Annotated in this window: 24 protein-coding genes; 5 read left to right on the forward strand and 19 right to left on the reverse strand. The window is 53.8% G+C overall.

Annotated elements, in window-relative coordinates:
- Together ACQKP2_RS18145 and ACQKP2_RS18150 are read right to left on the reverse strand one after the other, a co-directional pair.
- Window positions 1-581 (reverse strand): HipA N-terminal domain-containing protein (locus ACQKP2_RS18145; RefSeq protein WP_427578362.1); only part of this gene is annotated, 581 nt, incomplete at its 3' end.
- Window positions 578-949 (reverse strand): helix-turn-helix domain-containing protein, encoded by a 372-nt coding sequence (locus ACQKP2_RS18150; protein ID WP_427578364.1) that lies wholly within the window; start codon window positions 947-949, stop codon window positions 578-580. The genes ACQKP2_RS18145 and ACQKP2_RS18150, both read right to left, overlap by 4 nt.
- 425 nt (window positions 950-1,374) lie before the next feature.
- Between ACQKP2_RS18150 and ACQKP2_RS18155 the strand changes: the two genes are divergently transcribed.
- Window positions 1,375-2,739, forward strand: a complete 1,365-nt coding sequence (locus ACQKP2_RS18155; RefSeq protein ID WP_427578365.1) for a hypothetical protein — start codon at window positions 1,375-1,377, stop codon at window positions 2,737-2,739.
- A 58-nt stretch (window positions 2,740-2,797) separates the two neighbouring features.
- Here ACQKP2_RS18155 and ACQKP2_RS18160 read toward each other — a convergent pair whose 3' ends face one another.
- The 15 genes from ACQKP2_RS18160 to ACQKP2_RS18230 form a co-directional block, all read right to left on the reverse strand.
- Entirely contained in the window at window positions 2,798-4,741 is a 1,944-nt protein-coding gene (locus ACQKP2_RS18160) for a helix-hairpin-helix domain-containing protein (protein WP_427578367.1), read from the reverse strand.
- 1 nt (window position 4,742) lies between these two features.
- Complete coding sequence (locus tag ACQKP2_RS18165) at window positions 4,743-5,501, reverse strand: PP2C family serine/threonine-protein phosphatase (protein WP_427578368.1); 759 nt, start codon at window positions 5,499-5,501, stop codon at window positions 4,743-4,745.
- Complete coding sequence (locus tag ACQKP2_RS18170; RefSeq protein WP_427578369.1) at window positions 5,498-6,163, reverse strand: vWA domain-containing protein; 666 nt, start codon at window positions 6,161-6,163, stop codon at window positions 5,498-5,500. The genes ACQKP2_RS18165 and ACQKP2_RS18170 overlap by 4 nt, the downstream gene beginning before the upstream one ends.
- Before the next feature lie 234 nt (window positions 6,164-6,397).
- Window positions 6,398-7,024: a DUF6012 family protein gene (locus ACQKP2_RS18175; RefSeq protein WP_427578371.1), complete on the reverse strand. Its 627-nt coding sequence runs from the start codon at window positions 7,022-7,024 to the stop codon at window positions 6,398-6,400.
- A 985-nt stretch (window positions 7,025-8,009) separates the two neighbouring features.
- Window positions 8,010-10,013 carry a hypothetical protein gene (locus tag ACQKP2_RS18180; RefSeq protein ID WP_427578373.1) on the reverse strand — a complete coding sequence of 668 codons (2,004 nt, stop codon included), beginning with the start codon at window positions 10,011-10,013 and terminating at the stop codon, window positions 8,010-8,012.
- An 88-nt stretch (window positions 10,014-10,101) separates the two neighbouring features.
- Entirely contained in the window at window positions 10,102-10,314 is a 213-nt protein-coding gene (locus tag ACQKP2_RS18185) for a hypothetical protein (RefSeq protein ID WP_427578375.1), read from the reverse strand.
- Between the two features lie 6 nt (window positions 10,315-10,320).
- Window positions 10,321-10,671 (reverse strand): hypothetical protein, encoded by a 351-nt coding sequence (locus tag ACQKP2_RS18190; RefSeq protein WP_427578377.1) that lies wholly within the window; start codon window positions 10,669-10,671, stop codon window positions 10,321-10,323.
- A gap of 235 nt (window positions 10,672-10,906) precedes the next feature.
- Window positions 10,907-12,118 (reverse strand): hypothetical protein, encoded by a 1,212-nt coding sequence (locus tag ACQKP2_RS18195; RefSeq protein ID WP_427578379.1) that lies wholly within the window; start codon window positions 12,116-12,118, stop codon window positions 10,907-10,909.
- A gap of 217 nt (window positions 12,119-12,335) precedes the next feature.
- Window positions 12,336-13,676: a DUF5623 domain-containing protein gene (locus tag ACQKP2_RS18200; RefSeq protein WP_427578381.1), complete on the reverse strand. Its 1,341-nt coding sequence runs from the start codon at window positions 13,674-13,676 to the stop codon at window positions 12,336-12,338.
- A gap of 321 nt (window positions 13,677-13,997) precedes the next feature.
- Entirely contained in the window at window positions 13,998-15,389 is a 1,392-nt protein-coding gene (locus ACQKP2_RS18205) for a hypothetical protein (protein WP_427578382.1), read from the reverse strand.
- An 84-nt stretch (window positions 15,390-15,473) separates the two neighbouring features.
- Entirely contained in the window at window positions 15,474-15,980 is a 507-nt protein-coding gene (locus ACQKP2_RS18210) for a hypothetical protein (protein ID WP_427578384.1), read from the reverse strand.
- A gap of 1,109 nt (window positions 15,981-17,089) precedes the next feature.
- Entirely contained in the window at window positions 17,090-17,437 is a 348-nt protein-coding gene (locus ACQKP2_RS18215; protein WP_427578385.1) for a hypothetical protein, read from the reverse strand.
- A gap of 248 nt (window positions 17,438-17,685) precedes the next feature.
- Entirely contained in the window at window positions 17,686-18,396 is a 711-nt protein-coding gene (locus ACQKP2_RS18220; RefSeq protein WP_427578387.1) for a CPBP family intramembrane glutamic endopeptidase, read from the reverse strand.
- Between the two features lie 128 nt (window positions 18,397-18,524).
- Entirely contained in the window at window positions 18,525-19,445 is a 921-nt protein-coding gene (locus ACQKP2_RS18225) for a hypothetical protein (protein ID WP_427578389.1), read from the reverse strand.
- A 192-nt stretch (window positions 19,446-19,637) separates the two neighbouring features.
- Complete coding sequence (locus ACQKP2_RS18230) at window positions 19,638-20,822, reverse strand: PD-(D/E)XK nuclease family protein (RefSeq protein WP_427578391.1); 1,185 nt, start codon at window positions 20,820-20,822, stop codon at window positions 19,638-19,640.
- Window positions 20,823-20,972: 150 nt separating this feature from the next.
- Here ACQKP2_RS18230 and ACQKP2_RS18235 point away from each other — a divergent pair, with 150 nt between their 5' ends.
- From ACQKP2_RS18235 to ACQKP2_RS18250, 4 genes are all read left to right on the forward strand, one after another.
- The gene (locus tag ACQKP2_RS18235) at window positions 20,973-21,554 is read left to right on the forward strand and encodes a hypothetical protein (protein ID WP_427578393.1); all 582 of its coding nucleotides are present in this window, start codon (window positions 20,973-20,975) and stop codon (window positions 21,552-21,554) included.
- 195 nt (window positions 21,555-21,749) lie between these two features.
- The gene (locus tag ACQKP2_RS18240; RefSeq protein ID WP_427578394.1) at window positions 21,750-22,184 is read left to right on the forward strand and encodes a hypothetical protein; all 435 of its coding nucleotides are present in this window, start codon (window positions 21,750-21,752) and stop codon (window positions 22,182-22,184) included.
- Between the two features lie 6 nt (window positions 22,185-22,190).
- The gene (locus ACQKP2_RS18245; RefSeq protein WP_427578396.1) at window positions 22,191-22,508 is read left to right on the forward strand and encodes a hypothetical protein; all 318 of its coding nucleotides are present in this window, start codon (window positions 22,191-22,193) and stop codon (window positions 22,506-22,508) included.
- A gap of 384 nt (window positions 22,509-22,892) precedes the next feature.
- A complete protein-coding gene (locus ACQKP2_RS18250) occupies window positions 22,893-24,287 on the forward strand; it encodes a hypothetical protein (protein WP_427578397.1) in 1,395 nt (464 codons plus the stop codon).
- A 322-nt stretch (window positions 24,288-24,609) separates the two neighbouring features.
- Here the strand turns inward: ACQKP2_RS18250 and ACQKP2_RS18255 are convergent, their stop codons facing one another.
- A complete protein-coding gene (locus tag ACQKP2_RS18255; RefSeq protein ID WP_427578399.1) occupies window positions 24,610-24,900 on the reverse strand; it encodes a hypothetical protein in 291 nt (96 codons plus the stop codon).
- A 94-nt stretch (window positions 24,901-24,994) separates the two neighbouring features.
- Complete coding sequence (locus tag ACQKP2_RS18260) at window positions 24,995-25,501, reverse strand: hypothetical protein (RefSeq protein ID WP_427578400.1); 507 nt, start codon at window positions 25,499-25,501, stop codon at window positions 24,995-24,997.
- Window positions 25,502-25,613: the final 112 nt, after the last annotated feature.

The raw sequence follows: 25,613 nt of genomic DNA on the forward strand, positions 1-25,613 counted from the left end.
GAGCGGATCTCACCGGCCTTGTTCATCGCGATGACAGCTTTTGCCCGAGCACCGCCGGCGCTGGTGCCTACCTGAATCAACCGCTGCAGGGCTGAATCATCCACGTCGGGATCATGTTTTGCGAGTCGGTCGGCCAGGCTTTCTCGTTGTGAGAGTACTTCACTGGCGAGCTCTACCAGCGCCTCGATCTGGATACTCTCACTGGCCTTGGCTGCACCATCAAGAGCAGGTCGATATTCCAGGCCACCCATACCTCTGGAGCCCTGATACAAAACTCGTTCGACTGGGGTGAAAGTTGACTTGTCTCGACCCTCTTTTGCCAGCCAGGCGTCGATCAGTGCGTTACCGAAATCGTCGGGCAAGGAGTCCGCCAGAATTGCCGGGAGGCCTTTGTACGTATCTCGATTAAGACTTGGAAAGGAATAGGTCTGATTTGCTGAAAGTGGCATGTGGATTGGGGAAATCTCGATGCCAGTCTTGACGAAATCAGGGGCATATTCGAACAGGCCCAGTTGGTTCTCCATGTCCCAGAGCAGGCCCCCAACAAAATGGTCGAACAGATACACCTTTGCAGTAATCACCAATCAACCCCCTTCTTATGGACGCCCACCCGGGGCGGCGAAACTACCTTACTTCCGGTCGAACCTTTAGCGGCCATCCCTACACTGCGGACACCGGTAGCCCGCACGCGTTTTGTTCCCGCCATCTTGATTACCTGGAGCGGGCTCGGTAGGACGTTCTGGATAAGCGAGGCCACCCGCTCCAACTCACCAATGGCGCGAAGAACGGCAACCAGATTCACCAGGGTGCCTTTTCCATGCATGAGATTGATCAGGGTTTGGCGGCTGATCCCGGCTTCCTCAGCCACCTGCTCCTGGCTCAAGTTTTTTTTGAGGCGCAACTCTTGGAGCCGCGCACCGATGGCGCTGGCTATGGCCTCGTCAGTCATGGCTGGGAGTCGCATAGTGTCTATTTCCCTAGGCAAAAGGTGTTGATCTATGGGTTTGTGTATTCAAACCTAGACGCTATCTATAATTGCGGCTACTTAGCTTACATTCAAGCCCAGCGTATAAGAATCTAGTCATTGATAGGTCAATTAAGGCTTTATGTCTCAATTCCTAGGCGTTATCGCCATGCCTTTAAACTGATCATAGCCAGTTTTTAGATAACGTCCAGAAAACTAGACGAAGCGACCACATTACGTGCATAGGGTCTAGATATCTAGGCAGTACTGAAGGTGAAGCTTAATTTACGCCTTGCGCCCCATTTCGATTGCTGAAAGGGAAAAACAAGAAGCGAGGGGGAGGGCTACACTCCACACGGGAGCCACCGGGGGCGGCGAATAGATCAATGACTACTCACGAGTAGGCACACATGAAGATGCTGAAATCGATCGCTTTTGGCCTTGCATTGGCCATCGTAAGTCTTTCCGCCGGCGCTTACGAGTCGGACCTCCACTTCGGCTTGACTTGGTGGCTGGCCCGCCAGGCCGGATTTAACCTTCAGCAAAGCCAAGAAATCGCACGACAGGATGAGCTCACGGATACTGGAATGCTCGATGCGAAGCACGCAATGATCTGGGAATTGTGCATTTGGCAAAATACAAAAGCCAGTGAGACGACCAGGGCCATGCATTTCCGTTCAGCGAAGGCGCCTCCGGCAGAGCCGCCGGCACGCAAGGTCACTGAAGACGCGGTTTATGCTGAAGCGCAAACCAGGAGCATCATTTTCACGCACGGGCATGACAACCCCAAAATCCAAAGCTCCTTCGGGCAGGCGCTCCATGGCAGGCAGGACGCTTATTCACATGCAGGACAAAGCGACACTTTGTGGCCCCCCTGCAAAACAAAGTGGCTTTGGACGCACCCAGTCGATACGAGCGGTGAGGATAAGGGCGGGATGTTTTCACACTATGCCGACCAGACCTACACGGACAAAGCCAAATGCGTTAGGGCCGCATCGAAAACCTACAACCTCATGCTCCAATTTAGAGAAACGATGACCCTCACCAGTACCCCTAAAAAGCTCGATGATTTAACGGCATCGATCGAGAAATTTTGCGCAGCAGAAACCAAGGTTCAGAAAGCAAAGTGGTTTGTGGATGAACACGTCCCCCAAGCTGATGCAATCGCGAGAAACACGAGCCTTGAGGACGGTGGGCGCAGTTTTGAGGGGGCTCCGCGTATGGATTTACGGCCAGGCCCACCATCAGCCAATGCAGTTGAAACGCCTGTCCCTGAATACGAGCAGCAGGAGCCCGGTTGGTTGCCGCCTATTGAGATCGATCAGAAAGTTAAAGACTTCCTGATGGGCGCGTCACTTGCCTCGACCCCTACGACGGATGCATTTGTTCAGAAATTCCTCAAGACATGGCTCACCACACCACCAGATAAGTTGCAGCCCGAAATTGAACGGCTTAGGGGTAGGCAGGATCTGCTCCAAGCGTACACGGACACCATGCAATTGCTGCGTCTGCGGCTGAAAGACCAAGGAAAAGCGGACCATGCGACCTTCAAAGCATATGGCATAAATCCAGACGCTTACGTCACGTTCACTGAGGATAACTGGTCAACTGGGTTGATTCCCGTCCGGGGTACGAAGGCACCAGCGCTAGTTGGAGAGAATGGAGGCAAGATCGTGGTGATCGCCATTCTTCGCAATGCACCCAACGAGGTGCTGATCATGGAGGTCACACCGGATTACCAGATAGCGAAGATTCAAACGCTGATAGCTCACTGATGGGAGCGTGGTGGGCGCCATGGTTGGATGCCCACCGTAGGCCAGTGGCGTTTAAATCCTAATGCAGGGCTTCCAAGTCTGCGTTGGCTTGTGCCAGTCGGTTGGCGGCCAGTTGCAGGTTTGGAGTGTGGCGACGAATGGCTTGCTCCTGCTTCGCCGTAAACTGTTGGATTTCCACCAGCCCTGCGCGCAACTCCTGTTGTATAGCTTGAGCGCGAGCGTGGATTTTCTGTTTCACCTGGTTAATATCGGCCTGCGTGACCGACTGTGCAGCGTTGAATTTAAAGCTCCGCTCAAGGCTCTTGCACCAGTCCACCAATGTCCTCGTCTTTACATCACCGAACCCTTTAAGGCGGCGAATTCGGTTCCACTCGACCTCGGCTGCGGTTTCAATCCCGAAGCTTGCTAGCGTCGCGCGATTAGCAGGGCCGATGCCCGGGAGGTTGGCCTTATCGATGAAGAACTGTTCCAAGTACCTCACACGCTGGCGCTTCTCTGCATGCGCATGCATTGCCTGCAGGTCCTTCTTCTCTCGGTTGGCTAAGTCATCGAATTCGAGCTTGAGTCGATTGAGGTGCTCCCTTCGCGCATTGAATGCATCAGGGCCGGCTTCACGTCGTATCGCTTCAAGAGCTTGGACGTATTGCTTATGCGCCGTCTGGCGAGCAACAGAGCGACTACGTGCCTCCTGCATACGTTCATCGCCCCCGAAACGCCAGACAATAACCAAGGCAACGATCGCCGCTATGGAGTAAATCACCCCCGGGCCTCGAAGCATTGAGTAGGCAGCGATGGCTGCGGCAACGACAGCGAGAGAAGCAAACTTTCGTGAAGCATCACCAATGACGCCGGCGGGGAGAGGTGTTGGTTTCGGGCGAAGCAATGATGGATCTGGGATCTTGAAGTCCGTCGGAGCCGGGACCTTGCAGATTGCAGCCCAGATTTCGGCAACCCTCAAGGGGCCTTCAGTAGCATTTGCCGTGGTGTAAAGCGTGGCCGAGGCGAAATAAACGACACCTTGACTCTCAAGGCTGCACCAGGGGCAGCCATGAAGATGTGCCGAAAACACATGCATCTTCGACTGCGCACAAACCTTCAGTTCCGCTCTTGTCTTGTCCAACTCATCTAGCCATTGCTTGGCCGTCGGCCGTCGGCCACTGCTTCCTTCCTCGGTGAACGCTGCCTCGAACATCTGGGCAACACGGGGAGGAACAATCGTTAAGGGCAACGAGTTGGGTGGTGCGGTCAGCATCCGTTTCGCGGCGGTATGCGAATAGGCGAAACGAAGGTTCTTGATGTTGTCCTCAAGTGTTTCGCCGATGCCATCGCGTTGCGGAACACCGGCAAAAGGATGCCGGCCACCGAACAGTAAATGGAAGATCAGTAGCGCCAGGCCGAAGTTGTCATGGTTAGTGGAGCGCGGATCTTTGAATGAACCGCCCTGCAGCTCCGGCGGGGTGAAATGGCTGACGCCCACCTCGCACAGATGCAACTTCGTCTGATCTCGGATCTGATAACTGTCTGTGTCGATGAGGGTTACGGTGGCTTTATTGCTGACGTAGGCGTTGCCCTGATTCACATCGCCGAGAACGTGGCCACGGTCGTGTAACACGGCAAAAGCAGCGGCTGCGTTGCGGGCCGCGCATAACAGAAAGTCCCACCCCCTGTTCGGATACTCGGCCTTGCGGTGGGCCGGGCTATACAGCATCTGGATGGGCGTCATGTCGGCGACCTTCGCCATAGTAAACCCAACAACCGGACCGCCATGTCTGGCATGGAGTGTGTCCTGTGGCCACGCGGTGTAGTTCAAGAGCTTTTCGTCACGAGAGCCCGTCATGAACTTCAGCTTGACCTGTTTCGATTGCTCCAAGGACTTGTGGTAAACCTTGGCCACTAGGTCATCCACACCGGTAATTGCGAACACGGTGCCTTCGCCACCTCTGCCGAGTTCTTTCCCGATCGCAACCAACTGCCCCGTAGAGCTGAACAACGACTTCGACATGTCAGGCCCTCAATACGGCTAACGCCATCGACTTGTCGTCATCGGTTCTGTTGTTCACTTTGTCGCTACTAAGGAAAGCGGCGAGGGCACCGGGGATTTGATCCCGAGTTTCAGCGCTGACAGTGGCGAGAACGTTGAAGAACGGTGCAAAGAATGGTTTGTGCGGCGTGTTTGAGGCTATGTCCAGGGCGAGGCGTTGAATACCATCGGAGAAGGCTGCTACCTGAATTGCCGGGGCTGCATAGAGCCTGGTCACCAGGCTGTCGAGGGCGCTAACATCCGTGATGAAAAAGGTCTGGTTTGCGTATTCGCCGCACTGAGGGGGGATGGCCAGCTCCAGATCATTCCCAACGTCCAATACCACAGCGCCGTCGCCGATTTGGAAAACGAGTGTTCCCAGATCCGAGGACAGGAGTCCAAGGAAAGTGCACGCATAGTCGCGCGCCGTACGTCCTTCCTCCTCGGCGGTGGCGTAGATGGCTGACCGGATCTCTCGAACAATCTCCACTGCCAATGAATCATTCAAGCCAATTTCAGGTTCGGACATTAGCTGCAGAGCGAAATCGTTGGCGATATCGATGGCCATCTGTGCGCCGATTTCACTGAGTGAAGCGCTGCCGGCGCCGTCGGCGACGAACATGGCCAACCAAGAGCGCGCACCTTGATGCAGCACTTTCGCGGAGCACCGGTCTTGGCAGACGCCACCGCGCTCGATATGTGAAGTACCAATGGCAATTGCGCTGGCAGTTTCCCAAGTCACACGCTGGCCCATCCGCTCGGTGCGATCAGCGGTACCTCGGTACCGGGAGTCGACTGCGAGACGCTTTTCATCGATGCCGACAACCATTGGAACAATTCACGGAATTTTAAACCATCGAGAGCCAATGGTTGGCGCACACTGATCTGACTGAGAATATCCATTCGAGCGCCTTGGACGCCCACCGCAAAAAATGCAACCTTCTTGTTCGCCTCAGCTTCGCGTATTGCTGCTGCCGCGGATTTCCATTCATCAGTTGGGCCGCCGTCAGTAATCATGAAACACCAAGGGCGAAACGATGGTAGCCCTGCTGCGCGGTATTCAGCCTTCCTTTGCTCAATCATTTCAAGTCCGACTCGGATGGCCTCTCCGATCGGTGTGTCACCCTGTTCAACGAGGACGGGAGGATAGAACGCGCCGACGGTGGTGAAGGGGGTTACGGTGTGCACCGGGCCGAAGGTGACGATGCCGACCTCAACACGTTGCATCGCCAGTGAGTCGGATGCCAACTCATCACGAAATGCCTGCAGGCCTTCATTCAGTTCCTGGAGCGGTCGGCCGCGCATAGACACGGAGACATCCAGCAGAAGAAGGCATGGAACGCGAGGTTCCGGATTGGTGGCGAAATCCGAGACCTCCTCGAAAAATACTTGGTTGTCGTTCAATTTTGGCTCCCTAAAACGGTAGAGGGGCCCGCGACGAAAAATCGCTGAACTCCCTTTCAGTGGTAACAAGCTAAATCAGGCTGCGTTCAGCTGCAATCTGGCCTGCCTTGAGTGGCACCATTGTATGGCAAGTCCCCGAAAACAATAGCTTCCGACGACGGAGGGGTGCGGTGGATGTCACTAATTAGGGCAGCCAAAGAATTCCGATGCCGGCGTAGCGCTCTGTATTGATGCCTAGCAGAGCGGCGACACGAAAGCACTCTCGATCACCGGCATGCGATCGGTCAGGTTGTTGCGCATGACAACGCGGTCGCGCTCTAGGCTCGGCAGCCTGAATCGCTCATGGCGAGAGACGATAAAGCCGCAGGCGTTAAGGACGTCACGGACCTCACCATCGGTTTCGGACTTCCTCATTGACCCAGGGTATGTATCCATCTGAGGCGCATGGGGGCTGGGCGCCCAATCCTTTGCCACACGTGGCCAGCGGGAACTCCAACTACCATGGCTCGGGTGCAGGTTGCCCCAAAGCATCATGTTGTCGCTGGCAGCGTCACAGTCAGCATCCAGGATGGAATATTCAACCGTATGGGTCAGCACAAACTCCGCGCCTACCGCCCGGCGCGTGGTGACTGTGAACTCTCTAGTATCACTCGGCGAATGGATGAAGAAACCCGGGATCGACTTGCGTCCGTACTTTCGGCTGGCGACCAGGTGTTCCTTGTTGGGGTCGGGGGTACGCGCGATAACGTCCCGTCCTTCACGCAGGTGAAGTCCCAAGGCGGGAATCCGAACATCAACGAGCGCCGCGTCGTGAAACCTTTCAAAAGGCTGGTGGAGCTTTGGTGTGACGTGGAGGAGCATTTTCGATAGCTGGTCTTATGTTGGCTCAGAATATCGGCTCCTCCCAATAAGCAAAGTCAAAACGCGGTCCTGTTTTTTGTTGTAAATAGTTCAAGGGCCGTTCTCTGCCTTAGGTGTCACTCACCAACCTGAAGACGGCTGCCCCTGTGAACGAATCGAATGCGAGCACGACAACCCGCCGAAGCCCCCCAACCCCAATGACAAGCCAAACGACAACGACGCCGCAACTATCTTTCCACCAGGTTCTGCGCCGCAGGCGTATGACAGTTGTAGGGTCGCAATTGGCGTTACCAAGACAGCACTGCGAGCGCAGTAACAGGCGCTGGCCTCGGCGGCGTTCGAGCCTAGGGGTGTTGGCGTTTGCGCCCAGTTAAAGTTCAAACTTGGTGAGGGCGGTGAAATGTAGAAGCCAAACCCCGTAAATCCGAAGAAAACGCTGCCTGTAAAATCCGTGTCGTGTTTCCCGAAGTTTGGGCCAGCCTGGGCTATAACCACTGCACCCAAGCCAAATGCTCCGCCTATTCCGCCTCCTTCCGATAGGCCACCAGTGAATCGAGTGGGTGGCGATATTGCAGGGGCCGGGGGTCTATTGGGATCAGCAGGCCCGATCGAAGGCCCGAATTCGGATGCGCCTGAAGTTCCGCTGGTTTCACCGAATGTTGATGCATCTCGGTCCATCCAAGATCCACCACCAGGTCGATCGTTGTCACGTTCCGACGTTAAGTCGGAGAGCGACAGGCGAGTAGTCCCGACAACGTCTCCACTAGCATCAGTAAACACCTCACCGTTACCATCAAAATCTTCGTTACCGCTCCAATCATTCTCTCTTCCACCATTTGCATCGCCCGGCAGCGAATCCCCCGGGACGTCATTACCTGGATAACTGTCCCCGGGAGTACTGTCGTCGCCTGAGTCGTCGTCCCAACCCCCGTCATCGTCACCGTAGTCGCCATCCTCATCCATCAGCTTGACCTTAGTCATCGCGTCACCTGTTCAGTCCGCCGACAACAATCTCGACGACGATGTCAGTAAGATCAGCCGCACTCCTTCCAAGCAAAGACTTCCCTCCAATTTCGATCAACCACTGAGAATCAGCAGCTGCCTGTGTCATGTCGCCAATCGGTGAAGCGTTACGCAATGCAGCTGCGCCAACCAAGTCAGGTGTTTTGAGAATTGAACGTGCCTGGATGCGACCAGCGTCGGCAGGTGGGAGCCTCTGCGCTATCTGCTGACGGCGTCCGGAGGCATCAATACTGACTGCAGTTACAGGGGCGCTGAGGACCCCCTGCCAACTGTCCGATGCGTCTGGTGTTTTTTCTATCGTGGAGACGAAGGCTCCTCTAATCCTAGCTCCGCGAAGACCTCCGAAAAGGGTCTCAGCAATCGGGAAACGGACAGAAAGTGTCTTTGCCGTGTTCGTTTTTAAGTCTTTCACAGCTTTCGCGAATGCAGTGGGCGCCGCCTGTTTAATCGATACCGCTACTACCTGGGCGACCTCCTGTTGCTGACCCCGGGCCAATTGGACGTCGAGGCGAACGAACCATCGCTGTAAGGCTGCCAAATAGCTGCCGGCAGAATCGTTCCACGTTTCTGGGAGAGGCGGCGCCTCGTTCCATGGCAGCCCGAATACGCTGGCCATGGCCGTATCGACAACCATGGCCCTAGCCACTGCCTCGGCAAGCTGGTCGACAAATCGACGACGGAGTGTGCGGCACTTCTCGGTGATGTTAAGGGGGGCACCTGGCTGTTCGACAGCTTGCCGGCGTAGTTCGCGGACCTGAAGTTGAACGGCGCTGCGTTCTTGACGGAAATTACTATCAGCTTGTGCCCATTGCAGTTCACGAGATTTCGCAGAAGCAAGATTGCTGCATGCGTCTGCATTCGCTGTGGCCCCAGCCTGGCCAGATCGCGAGTTCACGGCTGCCCATGCGATCTCGCAGAGCGCACTTTGCTGGGTCATGGTAAAGACAAGGGCAGGTGTTTCCATTGGGTCGGGCCCGACGTGTCCAACTGGCAAAGGCGTGGGTACGGTATTGCCGTTCAGTGCGTTGCTCCACTTGAGGAAACCCGCGGTTTTAAAATCGTCATGTAACTTTGAATACGGCGAGTAGGTCATCACTGCGGCGGTGGTCGCCCGTAGATTTGCGACTTGCTGTGGATCTCTAAACGCTTTGACGACATCGGGGTTAGCAAACAGTCCGTCGTATATCCCTTTCACTACGTCACTGCCAGTCTTCTGCGTGGCCGCTGCCGTTTGCTCGAATTGTGCAATCTCGGCGGCTACCGTGTACCAGCCGGCAGCGATCTCTTCATTGTGGATTCTAAGCGCCTCGTCCTGCGCGTAAATGTCGATGGATTGATTCGCTAGCCGGTAGTTTAGGTCGTCGAAGTAACGAAGATCGCTCTCCATTGACGCCAATGCACCGCGGATGTCTTGGACGTAGACATCTGCCCAGCGCTCAGACATGGTTGCTGTCCTGGCCTGTAGTGCCCCCGTCAGGAGATCCGCCTCACTGTTCAGTGCGCTGTCAATGCCAGCAACCCAGCCCGCGGGCGACATGTTCAGACCGAATGCCGCGAAGAGCTCGCGTGCGACTCGGGAGGTCTGCTCTTTGTTCGGTCGCTGAAATCCGCAGGCACTGCCGGCCGGCAGCTCTGAAACAAGGCGAGAGCTCCAGGGGCACCAGCGGCCTTCTGGGAGAAAGTCATGCCCGACTCTGTCTAGATTTTCCTGGACATGCTGTGTTGAGGCGTCACACACCTCGGCGGCCAATTCAAAAAAACTGATGGAACCGGGATCGAGATGAAAGGACCAAGCGGGATTGTAGGGTGCTTGTCGAGTTATCACCGTACCCTGAACGCGCACCTTGGCGGTCTCTTCTCCACGCAAGATGGCTCTTGCTTGCTCGATCACTGCGGGATCATCCAATCGGATGATGAACGGTGGTGAGTCTTTACTGTCAGAAACGCTGAACAGGACCGAGCCCATTTTTCGCACTCCTGGTAGGAAAGTGCCAGTATGGTAGACATATCTGAAGTTCGCGAATATGAACTACACAGGTACGGCCCGTTCATGTTTACAGATCAAGCCCAGACCACTCCTTCGGAAGCCCTTCAGGGAACCGTTTTAGGTGCAACATCAACTGACCGGCCATGCCCGCAATGAAAACTTCAACAGCGGGTGTTTTCTCCGAGTACATCATGAATGGCCGCATGATGAGGTTGCCGTTAGGTTCGATCCAATCCACAACTGCAAAGTGAATGCCGGGAACCTCCGACAACAAAGGCATCTGTGCTCATGTTTGTGTGCTGCGTGCAAATGCCCCCAGAGTGAAACACACCGCGTTGTACAGTGCCTTGCGGGCAGCCGTGTTAGGTGCACTGTCAAATCCCAGTATGGTATTACCGAACAACTCGTTTGGTTTATAGGGTGAGTCCTTGAGGTCCCTAAAGATACCTGTTTCGTTTTGAAGGTCGCGGTAATATTCCGTGGTTGCCTGCGTACCTAATCGTGGCCCCCGAACAAGATTGATTGAGTAGAGCCAAAATCTCACGGCGCTGGGGTCAGGCGCACCCTCCAGTACGTGCCAGCCACTGTCTTTGATATTCGCCTCTAGACGCCGGCGAATTGCATCGCTCATGTTCATCAAACCTCCTAGATGCGCACTCAGACGTAGCCCGAGTCGGGGCGGTTACCCGTGATGCTTCGTTGCAGTCGCTGCGTGCGCGAATGGACCACGAGTTGAAGTCAAAGTTTAGACGCCGATGAGCAATTGAATTGGAACGCGCAACACACTAATCCGTAAGGTATTTGAAGCACAGACGTGCTCAATGTTCTTGGGTTAGGGTGGTTTCCGCTTATAATGGTAACCACCCTGGGCGCTAGACTGGCTCGTGAACAAGATCTGTGAGAAGGCGGTCGTGCAGTACTGGATGGAACAAAAATTCTTTTCGAATTTTCTTGGTCCATTCTTTCGCAATATCGGGCCGGCCCAAGCGTTTAAGTAGCCCGGGAATGACGTCGCGAACTCCTAGATTGTCACGAGGATTGGAATCAAGGAGACTTTCGGCCAAATCTAAAGCGCCGCAATAATCTCCGAGAGATTCTTTGGCCACCATCATCATGTAAAGCAAGCGTAGATATGGACGGTTTTCCACACTGCCATATGACACCGCTCCATTGTATTCATCAGGTATCAAGCTGCTCATGTACGCCACGGGAAATGCTGCAGTTTCCAACGATCTATGTGGATCACCAGCTTTCCAGTAGTACCAACCCAATTGAAGAGCAGCATCGACGAAAGTTGGTTGATATTTAAGAGTTGTCACAAGCCATCGATGAATTTCCTGGTCGCTAGCCCGGGGGCCATAACCGTGACCAAGTAAATCGTCGAGATCATCCTGCATCTGGGAGCAAGCAGGACTCCGCTCGAAATGCCCCCATTGTTTAGAAAACCAAAACAGTGGCTGGCTGGCTTTTAGCGGGGATCGATTGACAACCTCTAACCACGAACCTGCTGAGCATAGTCGCGAGCATATCTGATCCAGCAGAACAGCTACGGGCGTGCCGGTGAGCGCGGAGATGCAATTTGCGATCGCCGTCAATCCCCGGAGGTGTTCTTTTGGAAGCCGGACATCAGCTTGATCGCACCCCAACAACAGGAATGCTTTGTCCATTTTCGTTCGCCAGGCGTCAGAGGCGGCACCGGTTGACGTGACCTCACTCAAATGCTTTCGGAAGGCAAAATAGTTTTTGAAACCCAAGCCGATCGCAATAACTTCCAGCGCTCGGCTGTGACTGATACAGGCCGTCTTCGAAAGGTGCTTGGCTGCAAACTTCATTCGATCGAGAACGAGCTCAGCAATGCTCTCGGGTTGAAAATAAAGACGCGTGCTTAGAGATGAAACGAAGGCTTCAACATGGTAAAGCCCCGATGTATCAACATATTCCCTCATGACAATCACCCAACTCACAGTTGAATGGAGTGCCCGCGACCTCCATCCAAGAGTGGATGGGTTGTTAAAAGCGTGAAGTACAACGTTCTGCCACTGAAATTCTTTGCCGTGCGGGCGGCTGGCGTGTGGCGTCACCATAAGTAGAGCCTACCCCCGATCATGCGGCCGGGTACAAAATCCGACACACGGCGTTTCGTGCAGAGGGCCGGCCACGATTGCGGTGAGCTGATGGTGCCTAAAATCGCTGGTATGCGCTAGGTGACTTACCCCGCAAACCGGGGCGAACCCCGGGGGCTCTCACATTTCAATGCAGGCTCGCTGACCCACCGTCATTTTTCATCGAATGTGAGTCGGCTTATGGGTTGGTACGTTTGATTCGCTCAATCAAGAAATCAATGCGTTTCAGCACCCCCCGCAATGGTGTGCAATCCGGATAACCGCCGACCAATATGTCCTTTATCTGCTGTAATGCATGCAGTCGGCCAGCATCTGTCGAGACCAGAACTTCCGCAGCTATTGCAGATGCAGCTAGCTTGCCGGCATTGGTGAGCCCCCTATATGCGTACTCGAACAACCGGTATTTACCAGAAACTCCCTCTGTTCCGTCGAACCACTTCATGTCGCAATGCTCAGCGTTGAGCCAATATTGAAGAGTGTTGCGAACATCTCTCATGGCAGCTCTCAGTCGAGGGTGGCCGTCGGTCCAGTCAAATAACGCGTAGGTAAGGGGCCCAATTTCGTTATGTATGGGCAGGGGCAGAGGTTCAGCAGGACGCCATAATGACTTTTCTCCAGGTAGCCCACCGTAGGCAATTGCACCTCCGCGAATAGTCCCGGCGGCGGCTGGTTTAGTCCGCGGTTTACGGTTCTGTCCATTGGCTATTCTTGCCGGGCTTAAAAAATCAGTGTCATGGGTTGCATGCGTGACAATCCACGAGTCTTGCTCCTCTGTTACCGCATTGAGCACGCCCATCAACTCAAGCGCCTTTTCATGGGTTGCCGCGAAAATGCAGGCGTGCGCCCCGATTGGACCACCACCTAAGTAAATGCCCTGACCCAAGCCTCCTTCAGCTGTATAACCGAACCCCCGAGAACTTGCCCAGTCCGGACGGTCGTCGTATTCGTGATAGGGCTCATCCAGGTAACACCAATCAGCAGGGTCATTGGGAGTACACCAACCTGATCCGTGATCCTTGCGTGGAAGGTCTTGTAAAGTCCGGAATGGTGATCGACTTCCATAAGAATTAGCGCTTGCGCCGAGCAGGCCGGTGCGCTCAACAAAATTCAAGGCTTTAGCTGCCTGGCGCGCGGTTATGTAGGCTGAATGTAAACTGCAGGCATCCAAACTCTTCTCTAAATGATCCAGATACTCAAGCTTGAACTCTGTCAGATATGGAATTTGGTTTGTCACCTGATGCTTAGTCAGAAAACTCAAGATGGGTCTTCGGATTTGAACGCACAGGGTGAGCCGTCCAGATTGGGTTCTGTCCTTATGGTCACACCAGTAGACGCTCAAGTAGACGTTATGGTGGGAGGGGAGAGTGCCTGCTTGTTCCGATTGGGCATGCCGAAAATTCTGGTAACCCGATTCTCGAGCGGCGGCTTCCAGGGCTTGATGGTGTGGGACGCCAGCGGTCGCCTTGATCGATTTCGCTCGACGTTTTATCCATACCAACGATGGTGCTGTGGATTTCATTTTTTGGCTCCGTGCCCAGCAGCTGCGAAACCCGCTAGCGCAACTAATCTGGGCCGGAGAGATGCCGGACATAGATGTGATCTTGAAAGCACTGCTGTAGACAGCTTGAGCGAGGCGGGTTCCAGGCGCGTGCCAGCGCCAAAAAAGAGTGTAGAAATGAAAGCAAGAAATCGCCAGTTGCTAGGTTGGCATCGGGCAACATGGGTGAGCACGGTCTAGTCCCGTCTTACCGAACTGTGCCCTTGATCACCAGATTTCAAAATGGCCAGGCCAACTGCAGCCCGTCTCTTTTCATTGCTTCAAATGCGGCGATCTAGAGAATTATTGGTTGTCTGCGGGCCGACCGGCCTCGACCCAGAGAGGGATGGTCTCAAGCATTGACTGAACCATTTCGAGCATTATCAGGCTGTGCTCCTTAGGCCGCCCACTTATCAGATGCTCCAGCCAATAATTGATCGCCGCGAAGCCTGGTGCGCCCACATCAATCTCGCCCAGTGTCTGATGTAAGAACGTACGCAATGATGGGTCGTTGACATAAGAGTCTCGAGGTACGGCCAGAATGTTCAGCCTATAATCGTCATCCAGAGCGAAGATACGGTAAGGGAACACCTTGTAGCTCCCGACTAACTCAGCGCAGCATCGCTCATCGCCGCCCTCGCCAAGAATTTTTACCGCGTCCTCGAATGCTTGCGCACTGTCAGGGAACAACACCAGTCCTGGCCTATTCTCTCTACTGACTACTTGGTAAAGACGGTTAGCAACGATGCCGTTAACAGGGTTGCGCCCGCTCAGGAAGTCCTCAAACTCGGGGGGCTCAATGATAGACCCAAACAGAGTATCAAACTGATAGGGGAGTGCTCTGACAGTAGACTTGAACCACAGCAGATCATCCACCCAATAAAGTAGGGACGGATCAGGGCTGGGCGAGTCCCCGATCGTGCGAAGGACTTGTTTGAGTGGCGGCTTCTTCGTCAGCCACCAATAATTATTTACGACTTTACACCACCCAAAGTCACTTGCGGTTTCCAGATTCTCAGCTGGCCGCAGCACTGGGGCGCTTGCAGATACGTGCTGCATCCATTCTTCAGTGAGGACTTCAAGCAACTCGCGTGGCCACTGTGGGAAATGCAACTCTCGATGCAAATGTTCGTCGAACTGATCCGCTTGATCGGACCTGCCTGGCTTTGGCCTGTATTGCCACTTTCGATGATAAGTTTCCAGCCGTTCATTCATACGGGCCAATGTCGCGTGTTGGGAATTCAGGGGTGAGCTGGGAATAGAGACTTCGACGTCAGGCTCAATGCAATGCTTCGGCAACCCCTGCGATTGTTTTTTGGTCGAGCCAAAACTCCAACCGCGACCTGGCTCAAGCTGCTTGACCACTTTCCCGGGATCGAGTTGGCGTAGGGCGTGGCGCACCTGTTCAAGCAATTCTGGTTGTACCAATAAACGTTCAGGAAGCCCGCCGAGGTTATGGAATTCGATCCACGCTAGGTACAGAAACGATGACAGCGGAATAGGCTCATCGGCGAAGAAGAGTCGTTGCCAATAAATTGCAAAGTTCTCGACACTTAGAGTGACAACGATGATAGGTCTTAGGTCGAACCGTACAAGGTCAGAAGTGGGCAGCCCCTGGTCGCAGCGGTACGCGATGCAGTCTTTGCCGATAAACAAATGCCGGCTCTGCACAACGGTGAGGTGCTGAGTGAACATGGTGTAATCCGGTGGGCTGTCTACGCAAGTGTAGGCGGTACTCGCAGAGATACCGTCTGAAGGATGGAAAACGCCCGTGTTGCGTCATTCCTCGTCAATGTCATCGTCGTCTGGCCACCCGCCATCGCTGCCAAAAGCATCGAATACTTCGTCAGGCCAATTGAACAGCGTCATGCTTAGGGTCTGTTGATGGAATGCATAGATCCCGGCACAGGTAGCACGATTGGGCCCGCCAGGTGATAGGGAATAGCGAAACCGGTCTCGCAGGTCGATCATTTCTTTAACGCGTACTTGCCCAATGATCGCGAAAACTATCAGGATGCCTTGGGTAATGGTGCCCACATTCTTGGCGACCTTGCGAAGGTATGCTGGGCGTTGTCCTTCAGTTTTGCCGATCATTTCCTGGATGATCTCGGCATTGCTGTCCTCGAATTTGAATTTCTGATCGTCTGACATGGCTTCATAGGCCTTGCGAACGGCCACCAGGTCGAACTCCTCTTGAAGCCAAGAAGCCATTGACATTGCGTCACGCCAGGCAAAGAGCTCATAGCTACCCATGTTCGAACTACGCGGATCTGCTTTTTGTCCCATAACCCAATCACTCCTGGTTCCGACGCGTTTGATCGCTTGATATTGCAGCACATCTGGGCCCGGCCCGGGTAATGCCTGCCAACGTCAGCGTGCAAGCGCCAGAGACGCTCGGCCGCAGAGTTGGCCAGGAGCATGAGCTCGGACCTATAAACCATTATTGATAGGGTTAACCATCGATCTGACCACCAATGAGTGGTCATGGGATGATAGTAAAATTCACAATAATTGCCATTGATACTCAATGTAACGGGCATTAATCACCAGTTATTGAACCGTATGCCAGCCAACAATCTTTGATGACAAATTGTCAAAAACGACAGTATTAAACCAGCAATCTATCACATCATAGCTAGGGGTCTAAGACCCTCACCCCCACATACTTTGCCATCCCCAAACACCGAAATTCCCTCGAAAGGGGACCTGTGGGAACCCCCATTCTGATTACAAGCTCTTGATTTTCCATTCCTTTTCCTTTTTCTTTCCAGCTTTTCCCCATTTTTTTCTCACCGCGCGGCGTGCCTGGTCCCCGGCGGGGCTCGCCCTTAAAAGGGTAATCAGGGTGTGCAAAAGCGTTCGGGCGGGGCAGTGCTGCGGTTTCGTTAGAGATTGCGATGATGTACAAAAGTAGGTTTTGAATGGATGGAGTGGGGAGGGTAGACGGAACGCTGGAGATTTTCAGGAATGGCTCTGCGTCGGTAAGGTTTGCGGGGATGGTGTGGAAGGGACGCGTCATGGAGGAAGGGAGTTCGTCTAGTTATGATGTGATAGGTTGCTTCATTTCTGGGCGATTGGCGGGGCGGGCAGTGGCGCTTTTCGCCAGGTCACGCGGCTGGCTAGCGGGGTTTGCTGTCGGGGTGATGGAGACCGCGGCCGGTGGGCACTTGTGGCACGCTTTATTGTTTGTAATTGGCAGCGCGTAAAGCACCTGGTGCTGGCCAGCGGCGGGGGAGATGGTGGAGCAGGGTGCCCGTAACAACGTGGAGTTCCTTAGCGATCGCTGGCCCGGTCAGGGAGCGATCAGCGTGGCCATGTAGCCGGTGGAGGATGGCCGGGGGGCCTGGATCGGCGATGCGGGCATCGCCGCCAGACACCAGCCATGGCATCGAGCGTTAATGAAGCTTGCGAAGGGTGACCGCGCTCAAGTACTCAATGGCGGCCTCAGTTGCGGGCTGCAGGTCCAGCAGGATGTTCATGATGCGTTGAACGTCGCTGGAGAAGAAGCAGGTTGCCTCCAGTGCGCCTGCGAAGTTCGAGCCCAGCTGCAGCTCATTCATACACGCGTGCCAGGCCAGTTTGACCTCTTCATTTCGGGACTGCTCGAGGTACCGCTTGGTAATTTCCACGAGTGTTAGGCCATATTTTGCGCCGGCCTGAAATGTCACCAAGATGGCGAGCTGATCGCTTGCCGGTAACGCGAGTCGCTGCTCAGATTGGGCCTTCGCCTGGTTATCCGTCATTAGTACCTCCTTAAAAGGGTCGCGCCGTTTAATGGCTACCGTTTCTATGCCCAAAGGCCACGCCATCGGGGTGGATTCGAAAGGTACACAGTGGATGGGCGGCTCGCGAGCCGAAACCAAGGCCAGTTTTCCTGCAAAGCCGAGGAGGCATCGCCGGGCTCCCTGACCTGACCATCTGAGACTCGTAATCTTCCTACCGGCGTTTTGTTAGTCCGAACCGGAACTGACTGAGCGCACTGCAGCATTTTTCAATCAAAGTTTGCTAGGACCCAATCGGAGGTCATGCCGGCAACCTCACCAAAACTATGTAGCAAAAACGGCGCAGCCAATCCGCCGGTAGCGATACGAGCAGCACCGAAAAGTACTCCCATACAACCCAGCAGCAGAAACGACGTCCAGTTCTTGTACTGTCCGTGGGTCAGTGTGAATAACGAAGCCGTTGTTACGACGGCGACCCACTGCCAGGATCGCTTGGTGAGCGGAAAGAGTCGAATGAGGAAGTGGCGATACAAAAGCTCCTCACTGAGTGGTGGCAAAACAACCAGCATTGAGTAGAACAAAATGATCTGGGGTATCGAAAATTTGAACAACAGCTTTTCCATGAACGGTTCTCGTCCAAACCCGAGTGCCACGTCTAGGAACGTCGTCACGCTGTAAGCAACCACAATGAACGGCACACCAATGCATAACGCCCGTCCTATGTTGTGCCCAATCAGCGCAGTTATACCCCCCTCATTTCGAAACTGAACCAGCGCCAGCAGCAGCAATGCCACGCCCGTGATCCCATGCGAACCCACAATCCAAAGCGAGTTCCAATTCTCTTTCCCCACCGTCAGGAAGGTCACGATCTGAAGCGTGTAGAAAATGGACACGGCCAAGGCCGCCATTCCTAAGCGCCTTGCCCATCTGTAGCTCTCAGTCCTCGTAGCCTTGGTTGTTGGAATGTTCTCGAACTTCATACCGCTTCCTTAACATTGGATGATTCAAACCAATGTAACGGCATCAACCCGCCAAACCATACCTTTACAAGCAATGTCTTCCCGGTTGTTTTAGTTTTCAGGTCCGTTCTTCACTAGGCCCAGAGAGGTCATTCGGCAGCTAGGCCCAGAATGTCACGGCGATACACCGCGGCCACGCATTCAGCTTCGGCTTTCCATTGGCGCGCAATTTTTGGCCAACCGGCAATATCTGTAATGGACAAACCGTTGGATTCATCAGGAAGCGTGAGACCAGCGCTAAAACCGTGAATGGCCTGACGGAACTCATGGAGTGCTCTGAAAAAATTATCCGCTGCCGGCATACAATCACCGATTTTGCGAAGGTTGTCCTGAAACATCCACGCGTTGTTGTTGTGTTCAATGCCGGTCAAAACGTCTCGGTATTCTCTCCACAGCGAATCAAAAGGAGCGAAGTCCTTCTCGTGGACTATCCCAGAGCCGAAGTCCCAAGAATCGAGCCACTTCAAGTCCTGAGCGGTGATTCGAGTGGGAATATAGGACTTCATCACCTCAAGTGAAGGGCGAATATCTACGGTCTGCTCAGGCCCCCTGGAAATCTGAAATGCACCAGGAAAAATACGCCGTCGCACTTCCTCCGGAACAAAATCCAGGGACTTGACGTCATCCCAAAATATTACGTGAACCTTGAAGGTGGTGCCGTCTGGACGTTTGTGATGATAGCCCTCACCCTGGCTGAGGTCCTGAATCGTGGCCTTTCGATCCGATGTCGTGAAAACATAATAATGTGCTATCGGGAACGGCGCAGAATCTGTTTTTTCGAGTTCTTTGAGCACCTCGCGCCAAGTGAGGTTTTGCATATGCTTGCATTGCCCGACCAAGGGGATTCGAAGTTGGGCTTGGATTACATCGATACCATGCTGGCGCTGACCTTTGTCCCCATAGGGTGTGAACCGGTGTGGGACGCGGCTGTAATCTTGCGCAATACGTTGCATGAAGTGGCAACACAGCTCTTCCCATTCCTGCCAAGTTTTGACTTTGAGTCCATGCATATTGAGTTCAGCTCTACAAGAGTGGTTACTATCAGCCGAACCTGATGGGCCAGCGTGAAGGGGGTGAATCTTGCCAGCACACTGCATGGCCTGGCTATGGCTTAGTGAGCAGAAATGGGTAGGTGAACCCGTGAAATTACTCAATCATGCCTAGGGTTAGCAACGCTGACGCAAGGCTGAGGTACCCCGTCCTCAGGCGTCGACATTAGCTAAATTTCGTAACTTGATCTGCTCAATCGTGTGAAGGATTTCCGCCACCACCTCTTCCGGTTTCAGCAACCACTCCATGTTAGTCGCCACGTTATCCAAGAACATGCACGACAGCCACTTAAAGGACCGCCACTGCCGCGACAGGAGGTTCCCAGGCAGATCTCGCACACTCTCTCTGATGCCGTCGATACTTCCCATTTTTCCATCCCGCACGGATATCACACCGTAATGCAGGGCATCCGTCGCAACTTCAATCCTGAAGAGCACACCGTCGATTCCAATATCGAGAAACAGACCGACGTGTTCGACCCTGTCCTCCTTGGGCATAAACCACTTGCTGCAGGTGGATTCGTCAAAATCATAACCAGGGAAGTTGGTCGGCGCGGCGGCGCGGCGAAAGGAACGCAGAAGCGCACGCTCGACATCGCCAAAGAAGCGGTACAGTTCGGCGCCTTTGGCAAAAGGGAGCGCGGCCACGATCGCATCAGCTGCTTTGAGGTTTTCACCGGTGTTGAGGAGGTCGACCATGGCCGCCCGGGAGATGTGAGTCATGGTTGTCCCTGTGATTTTGTTCACTAAACGTTTGTACTGAAGAATCGCCTGCTGAAGTGCCGGCATCGACGATGAGTTGGAGACGCACAGCTCTAGCCATTCCAGAATGTGCGCGCTGTATGACAACCGCTGATACTCGACCCCTCGATGGCTTCGTTCATCAGCGTCCACACCTCGTTTCGACAGATACCACAGATGCCAGGTTTTACCCGAGGCCTGGCCAATATCGGCGTATTGCTTTAGCTGTTCGTTCCCATCTTGGGCATCGATTTTGTTCTCGATCAGGATCAGATGTTCTTTGAGGTGAATTACTATATCGACGCGGCCACGGGCGCCGGGGAAGGATTGTTCCTTTCGGACATTGGCGTTGGACAGCGAACAATCGTGCTCAAACTTCATCACTGACAGGAAGAGGGCAAGGAACGTTGACCCTTGGCCATGGCTCCCACGTGGATTCAACAACTCAGCAATCATCGCCGAGTGGGTGTTTACCTCCGCACGTTCGATTTTGGTGATGCTGAAGATGTTGAAGGCTTCACCGCTGGCTGCCAGGTGCGCCTTATCTTGACGAACCTGGTCGCCAGCCTGGCGTAACAGCAGATCAATCCGTTCCATTTCCGCCACACTCCAAAATTGGGCTCGATATTTTACGGTAGAGGCGGGGTGGGCAAAGGGGGCGAGGCGGAAATTCTGGCCGGTGGTTTGGGTGGCAGGTCACACCCTCTCACTGGAAAATTTTGATTCACCCCCAACCAGAGCAACAACATGACTCTTGCTACGACCATCGATGTGAAGCAAAAGGTGACGACCAAAATGCAGGTCTGGACCTACTTCAACATCTTTTTGATGTTTTTCCTCGCCCTTGGCCAACTTGCCTTGATCGACCGGATGATTCGGGATGGGATCGCAACGAATGCTTTGGCCATGAGTGAAGGTCTCCATGCGCGCAATGATTTCGGGGAGGGAGCAATCAGTAGTGACATTGCTGTTGCCAAGATAGAGAGCATTTCTCGCGTCGGAGCAGCCGGATTCAGCGCCATGCTGATCACCAACATCCTTCAACGTGAAAACAAATTTGAAGAACGTAATAAATATATCCTGGACGAGATCAACAGATTGCCGGACCACCAGCTGGCCATCCTATTCGCGGGCCTCCCTGACCCTTACCCTGAGTCAATTGCACCGGAGCATAGTTTCTTCAATTCGTTGACCGCCGAGCAAGCGCAAAAGGTAAAGGCTTGCCAATTGAAAATCACCCCCCCTAATGACGAGCTTGCAGTCATAAACGCCATCAAGGCCGGGTACAACGCTCTCTACCCTCACAAATCAAAAGAATGCATGATCTGAAGGAGCTACCTGTCTTTCTCGCATGCTACGAGCTTCTCAGCACCTGCAATGGGTGCTGAGTTCCTCTCAACCATCCAACACAATAATCCTGCGGTAGTCGTTCATTTCCCATGCTGAATTTCCGAGCCCTGTTTTGGGTCGCTGTGCTATTGGCGGTGAATTAGGATCACCTCATCGACATAGCTGAGTTTCAGCATGAAAAAACTCCCGCACACCAAATTGTCCAAGTATGAATTCATCATGCTTCGATCGCTGGCTAAGACAAGCTGGCTCTCAGTGGAACCAGTTCTTTGGCGGCGGAGTTACTCCTGGTTTCGAACCAAGGAAGCACGAGGTGCCGCGGAGTCGCTGCTCAAAAGGGGTTTAGTGGATTGTCAGCATCAGGTGGGATTCAGTCCGCTGCGCCCCGGGGAGCCAGTTAAGAGGTACTGGATCAACGACCGAGGTATAGCACTGCTGAATAAAGCTAATGGCCCGCAGACCTTTGTGCCTGCCTATTTCAAGGTGACCAATCCACATTTCGAGCAATCACGCCAACAGGGCAGCATCTGGTGGCGAATCCTGCGTTCCTTTCGCCGGCGACGTGCCGACGTCGATACAACCTATCAGTCCAGCAAACAACCAAGGTGACCACTCATGGAAGATCTTTCCGAACAGATCCTCTCGCTTGAATGCGACCCATCACGGGCGAATGCAGTTTATAACTCTCAAAACGAGGCATACCGTGAGGGCCATGCTGCTGCTCTTATCCAAGCCGCAGATGCGGTAGACACCGCGCCTGATCCAGCCCTCGCTGCCATCAACTTCGCCCTCACTCTCGGCTGTGAAACGGCAAATTTCCTCGATCGTTGGATAGATGCTGACTTTGAAACTATTCGGGAGGTTTGGCCAAACGCTCCAGAGGAGCTGTACGCCGGGGCCGACCCACTGTTTGAACCGGCATCTGCAGCTTGATTGGGACCTGTCGCCTAGCGTGGTAAAGAGCGCGGAAGTGGTGAAGCGGGCGGCTCGCCGGCTCAAACAATGATCTGTATAAGCCCCTTTGCCATGTTGGTGAAGCTCTACGAAGTCGCGACACAACTCAATGAAAGATGGCATGGTTTTGATGGGTTAAATTTCTGAATCACACAACCGTCACCTGGCATCTATTACCAAATATGGACATAATTTCTCGGAAAAATGTCCATTTCACGCTAACCACAATCCCACCGCGTACCTGTCATTTGCTTGCCCCTCACATCCTTTCAATGTCGCCAGCCCGGCCGTTCGCGCGATTCAAAATCGCGGTTAAACTTCCAGCAGCAGTTCCGCAACGACGCCTCTAATGAGTAGCATCGAATGCTGCGTCTCCAATGGACACCGCCGGTGGTGATTGCCGTGATGCTGTCGACGTCTCTGACGGTGTCGAATGCTGCAACAACGGTTAGCGATACTGAGGCCTACATCGTCCGCTCAGCGGAGTCGCTGGGTAGCAACAAGCCCGTACCTGAATACCTCGTTCTACCGGATAATTTGGTGGAGGGGTTTCGTACAGCCGCGCTCTTAACCGATCGCGATCACCGAGAATACGCAGCCTGTCTAACGCTCTCGCAAGACCTGCGATTCGAAATGTCATCGCTTATCCAAGGGGCAAAGCAAAGCGTCGAGTCAGGTACCGTCATGGCGATCTGCAAAGGAAGGGTCCTTGGAACGATCCATACGCACCCGAAGATTGAGTCTGAGGGCGATTCGTTTTACTTCCCAGTGCCTTCTGATAAGGATTTTGCGCACTTTCTGGTCGGCAGCGCCCCATCTGCCATGGTGGTATCAGGAGGCAGCGTCTGCGTGATGGTAAGAGGAAATGGCCGCGTCAACGAGTCCGCATCACATCAGATCGACTACGGAACACGGGTATTCCAGGCCCACTTGGACTCATCAATCAAGTCACCTATGGAGTCGTATTATGGCCTGGCCCAAGAAGCAGTAGCCGTAGGAACGAGCCTCTACTGCGGAACCATCGGAGGAAAGCTTCCAAGGATTCTACCGAGGAAGCTTAAGTCCGCCGAAGGGCCTTTTCTCCTGGCTGCCAAAGCCTTTCTAATTGCGCTGTACAACTCGCCAGGCAGCAGGGCGGCAAAGCCCACATTCACCTTCACCCCCGACCGCGACGTCGAGTTCCTGGAGTACTTGAAGACAGTCTTGCACGGCAACGCCCACGCATGGGCCATCGAGCAATCTAACGAGCAACTCTACAAGTGGGTGCTGCTGCATGCTCCCGACAAAATCGAGGATATGGGTTTCGGGCCAAATGGATTCGCCTACCCTGATGACCGCCTTCACGTCGATACGATTCAATTCGCGTGCGCCACCAAAAAAAACGGGGCCGACTACCTGTGCACTATCTATCAGGTCAAGGGCGAAAACCAGGCCTCAACCCTGAATCGAATAATTGCCCAGTACGACAGCGAGACCAACACCAGCTTGAGTGTCGACGCCCTGGGCAACGACCACTACCGTGCAACCATCTCCGCCGGCCATGGAGTAACGACCCAGTCCGCACCATGGAATTACGTCAAAGGGATCTGGTCGCTCAACGGCAAAGGAACATTCACAAGCAAGGACTGGACGATCGAAGGAACTTACGCAGAAGGGGCGATGGTCGGGCCATCAGTTCTGACCAAAAAAAATGGCGAGGTCTACCGCATGATTTTCAAGGGCGACGGCACCAGTGAAGTAACCGAGCGCTTGAAATGAATTAGCCCGGGGCGGCGACGCTATGCCGATGGCCGCGATGCTATTCTACTCAACTCTTCTGGGGTTAACCGTGGGGTAAGAGATGACTGATTACGAGTACGGAAGGGAGGCGTATAAAGCGGCAAGACAGAAAGTACGAGAGGCGATAATTCATCAAAGGCTTGATAAGCTCGCCATCATCGCAATTGCTCAACGAGTTATTGACTCTAATTACCCTGGGGCGGTGGTCAATATGGACGATCTTGTTGGGGCGTGCCTCCATTACCAGCAAGGCATGCAAATACCTCCAACCACTACAAGCTGAACTCGGTCTGACTGATAGCTATTCCGCATTGCCATTGTGGTTGCTATCTGTATCTCCGCCGCTCTCTTTTTCCTTTTTGCCGTCATCCCAAACTAGGTACGAGAGGCACAGGAACATGGCGCCGTACCAAAACACGGCATCCATCATCGCTGACAACCACAGATCCTTGAGGCTGCCCGTGTGGGGTCGGAATTTATCGACCAGCCACAGCGCCGTCATCATGCCAATTAACGTTTGGACAAATTTTTTTGAGCGGATAAATGGAATACGTCGCACCAGGGCTTTCATGGAATCAACTGTAATGGACATCTAATTCCTCGGGTGTGCTTCTACGAAAAACGATTAGTACGTTGTGAGGGTCCAAATTTTTACTGGTGGTTCAGTTGCGGTCCTGAACGCCAGTTCACAGAACCTCCCTAGCGGAAAAGGTGATTACCAACTCTCCTCGAGCGAAACCAATCTGGGCAGGAGGCGTTCCGGTTTTGTCACTTGCAATGAGCTGCGTTTCAAAAGACTTGACATGGCTAACGGGTTCCACCATCTCAATATCGCCGTGCATGACCTTTGCGGTCTCTGCAGTGGTTAATGAGCAAGCGGCGTCCATCAGGATTTGTCCATCTTCTAGTACGCGTGGCGTCATTTTCAGGGTTAACCCAGGCTCTGGATTTCCCTCATCATTTTGATGATTCGCAGATGAAGATGTGGACTCAGCCGAAGGTGCAGCTTTGGTCCAAAAGTGACTCGCAACCTCTTTGTCCTTGAACTCAGCAGATGCACCCTCCGCGACGACGGCCTTGTACGTCTTCACGAACTCTTTACCAGAATACACATCTGCCTGAACCTCGATGGTTTTCGCGGTAGCGATGCCGGCGACGCTCATCAGCGCCAGCGCAATCAAAGTTTTTTTCATTTCCAATCCTAAGTTTTGGTGCAGTGGTGGTACGAATTTGAACGCCACGATATCGATCCCATGAAGTCGTCGCTACCCAAATCGGGTGCCGAAAATTCATCCATCGCACCGA

The sequence above is a fragment of the Pseudomonas sp. NPDC089569 genome (genome assembly GCF_050280625.1).
Classification (GTDB): Bacteria; Pseudomonadota; Gammaproteobacteria; order Pseudomonadales; family Pseudomonadaceae; genus Aquipseudomonas.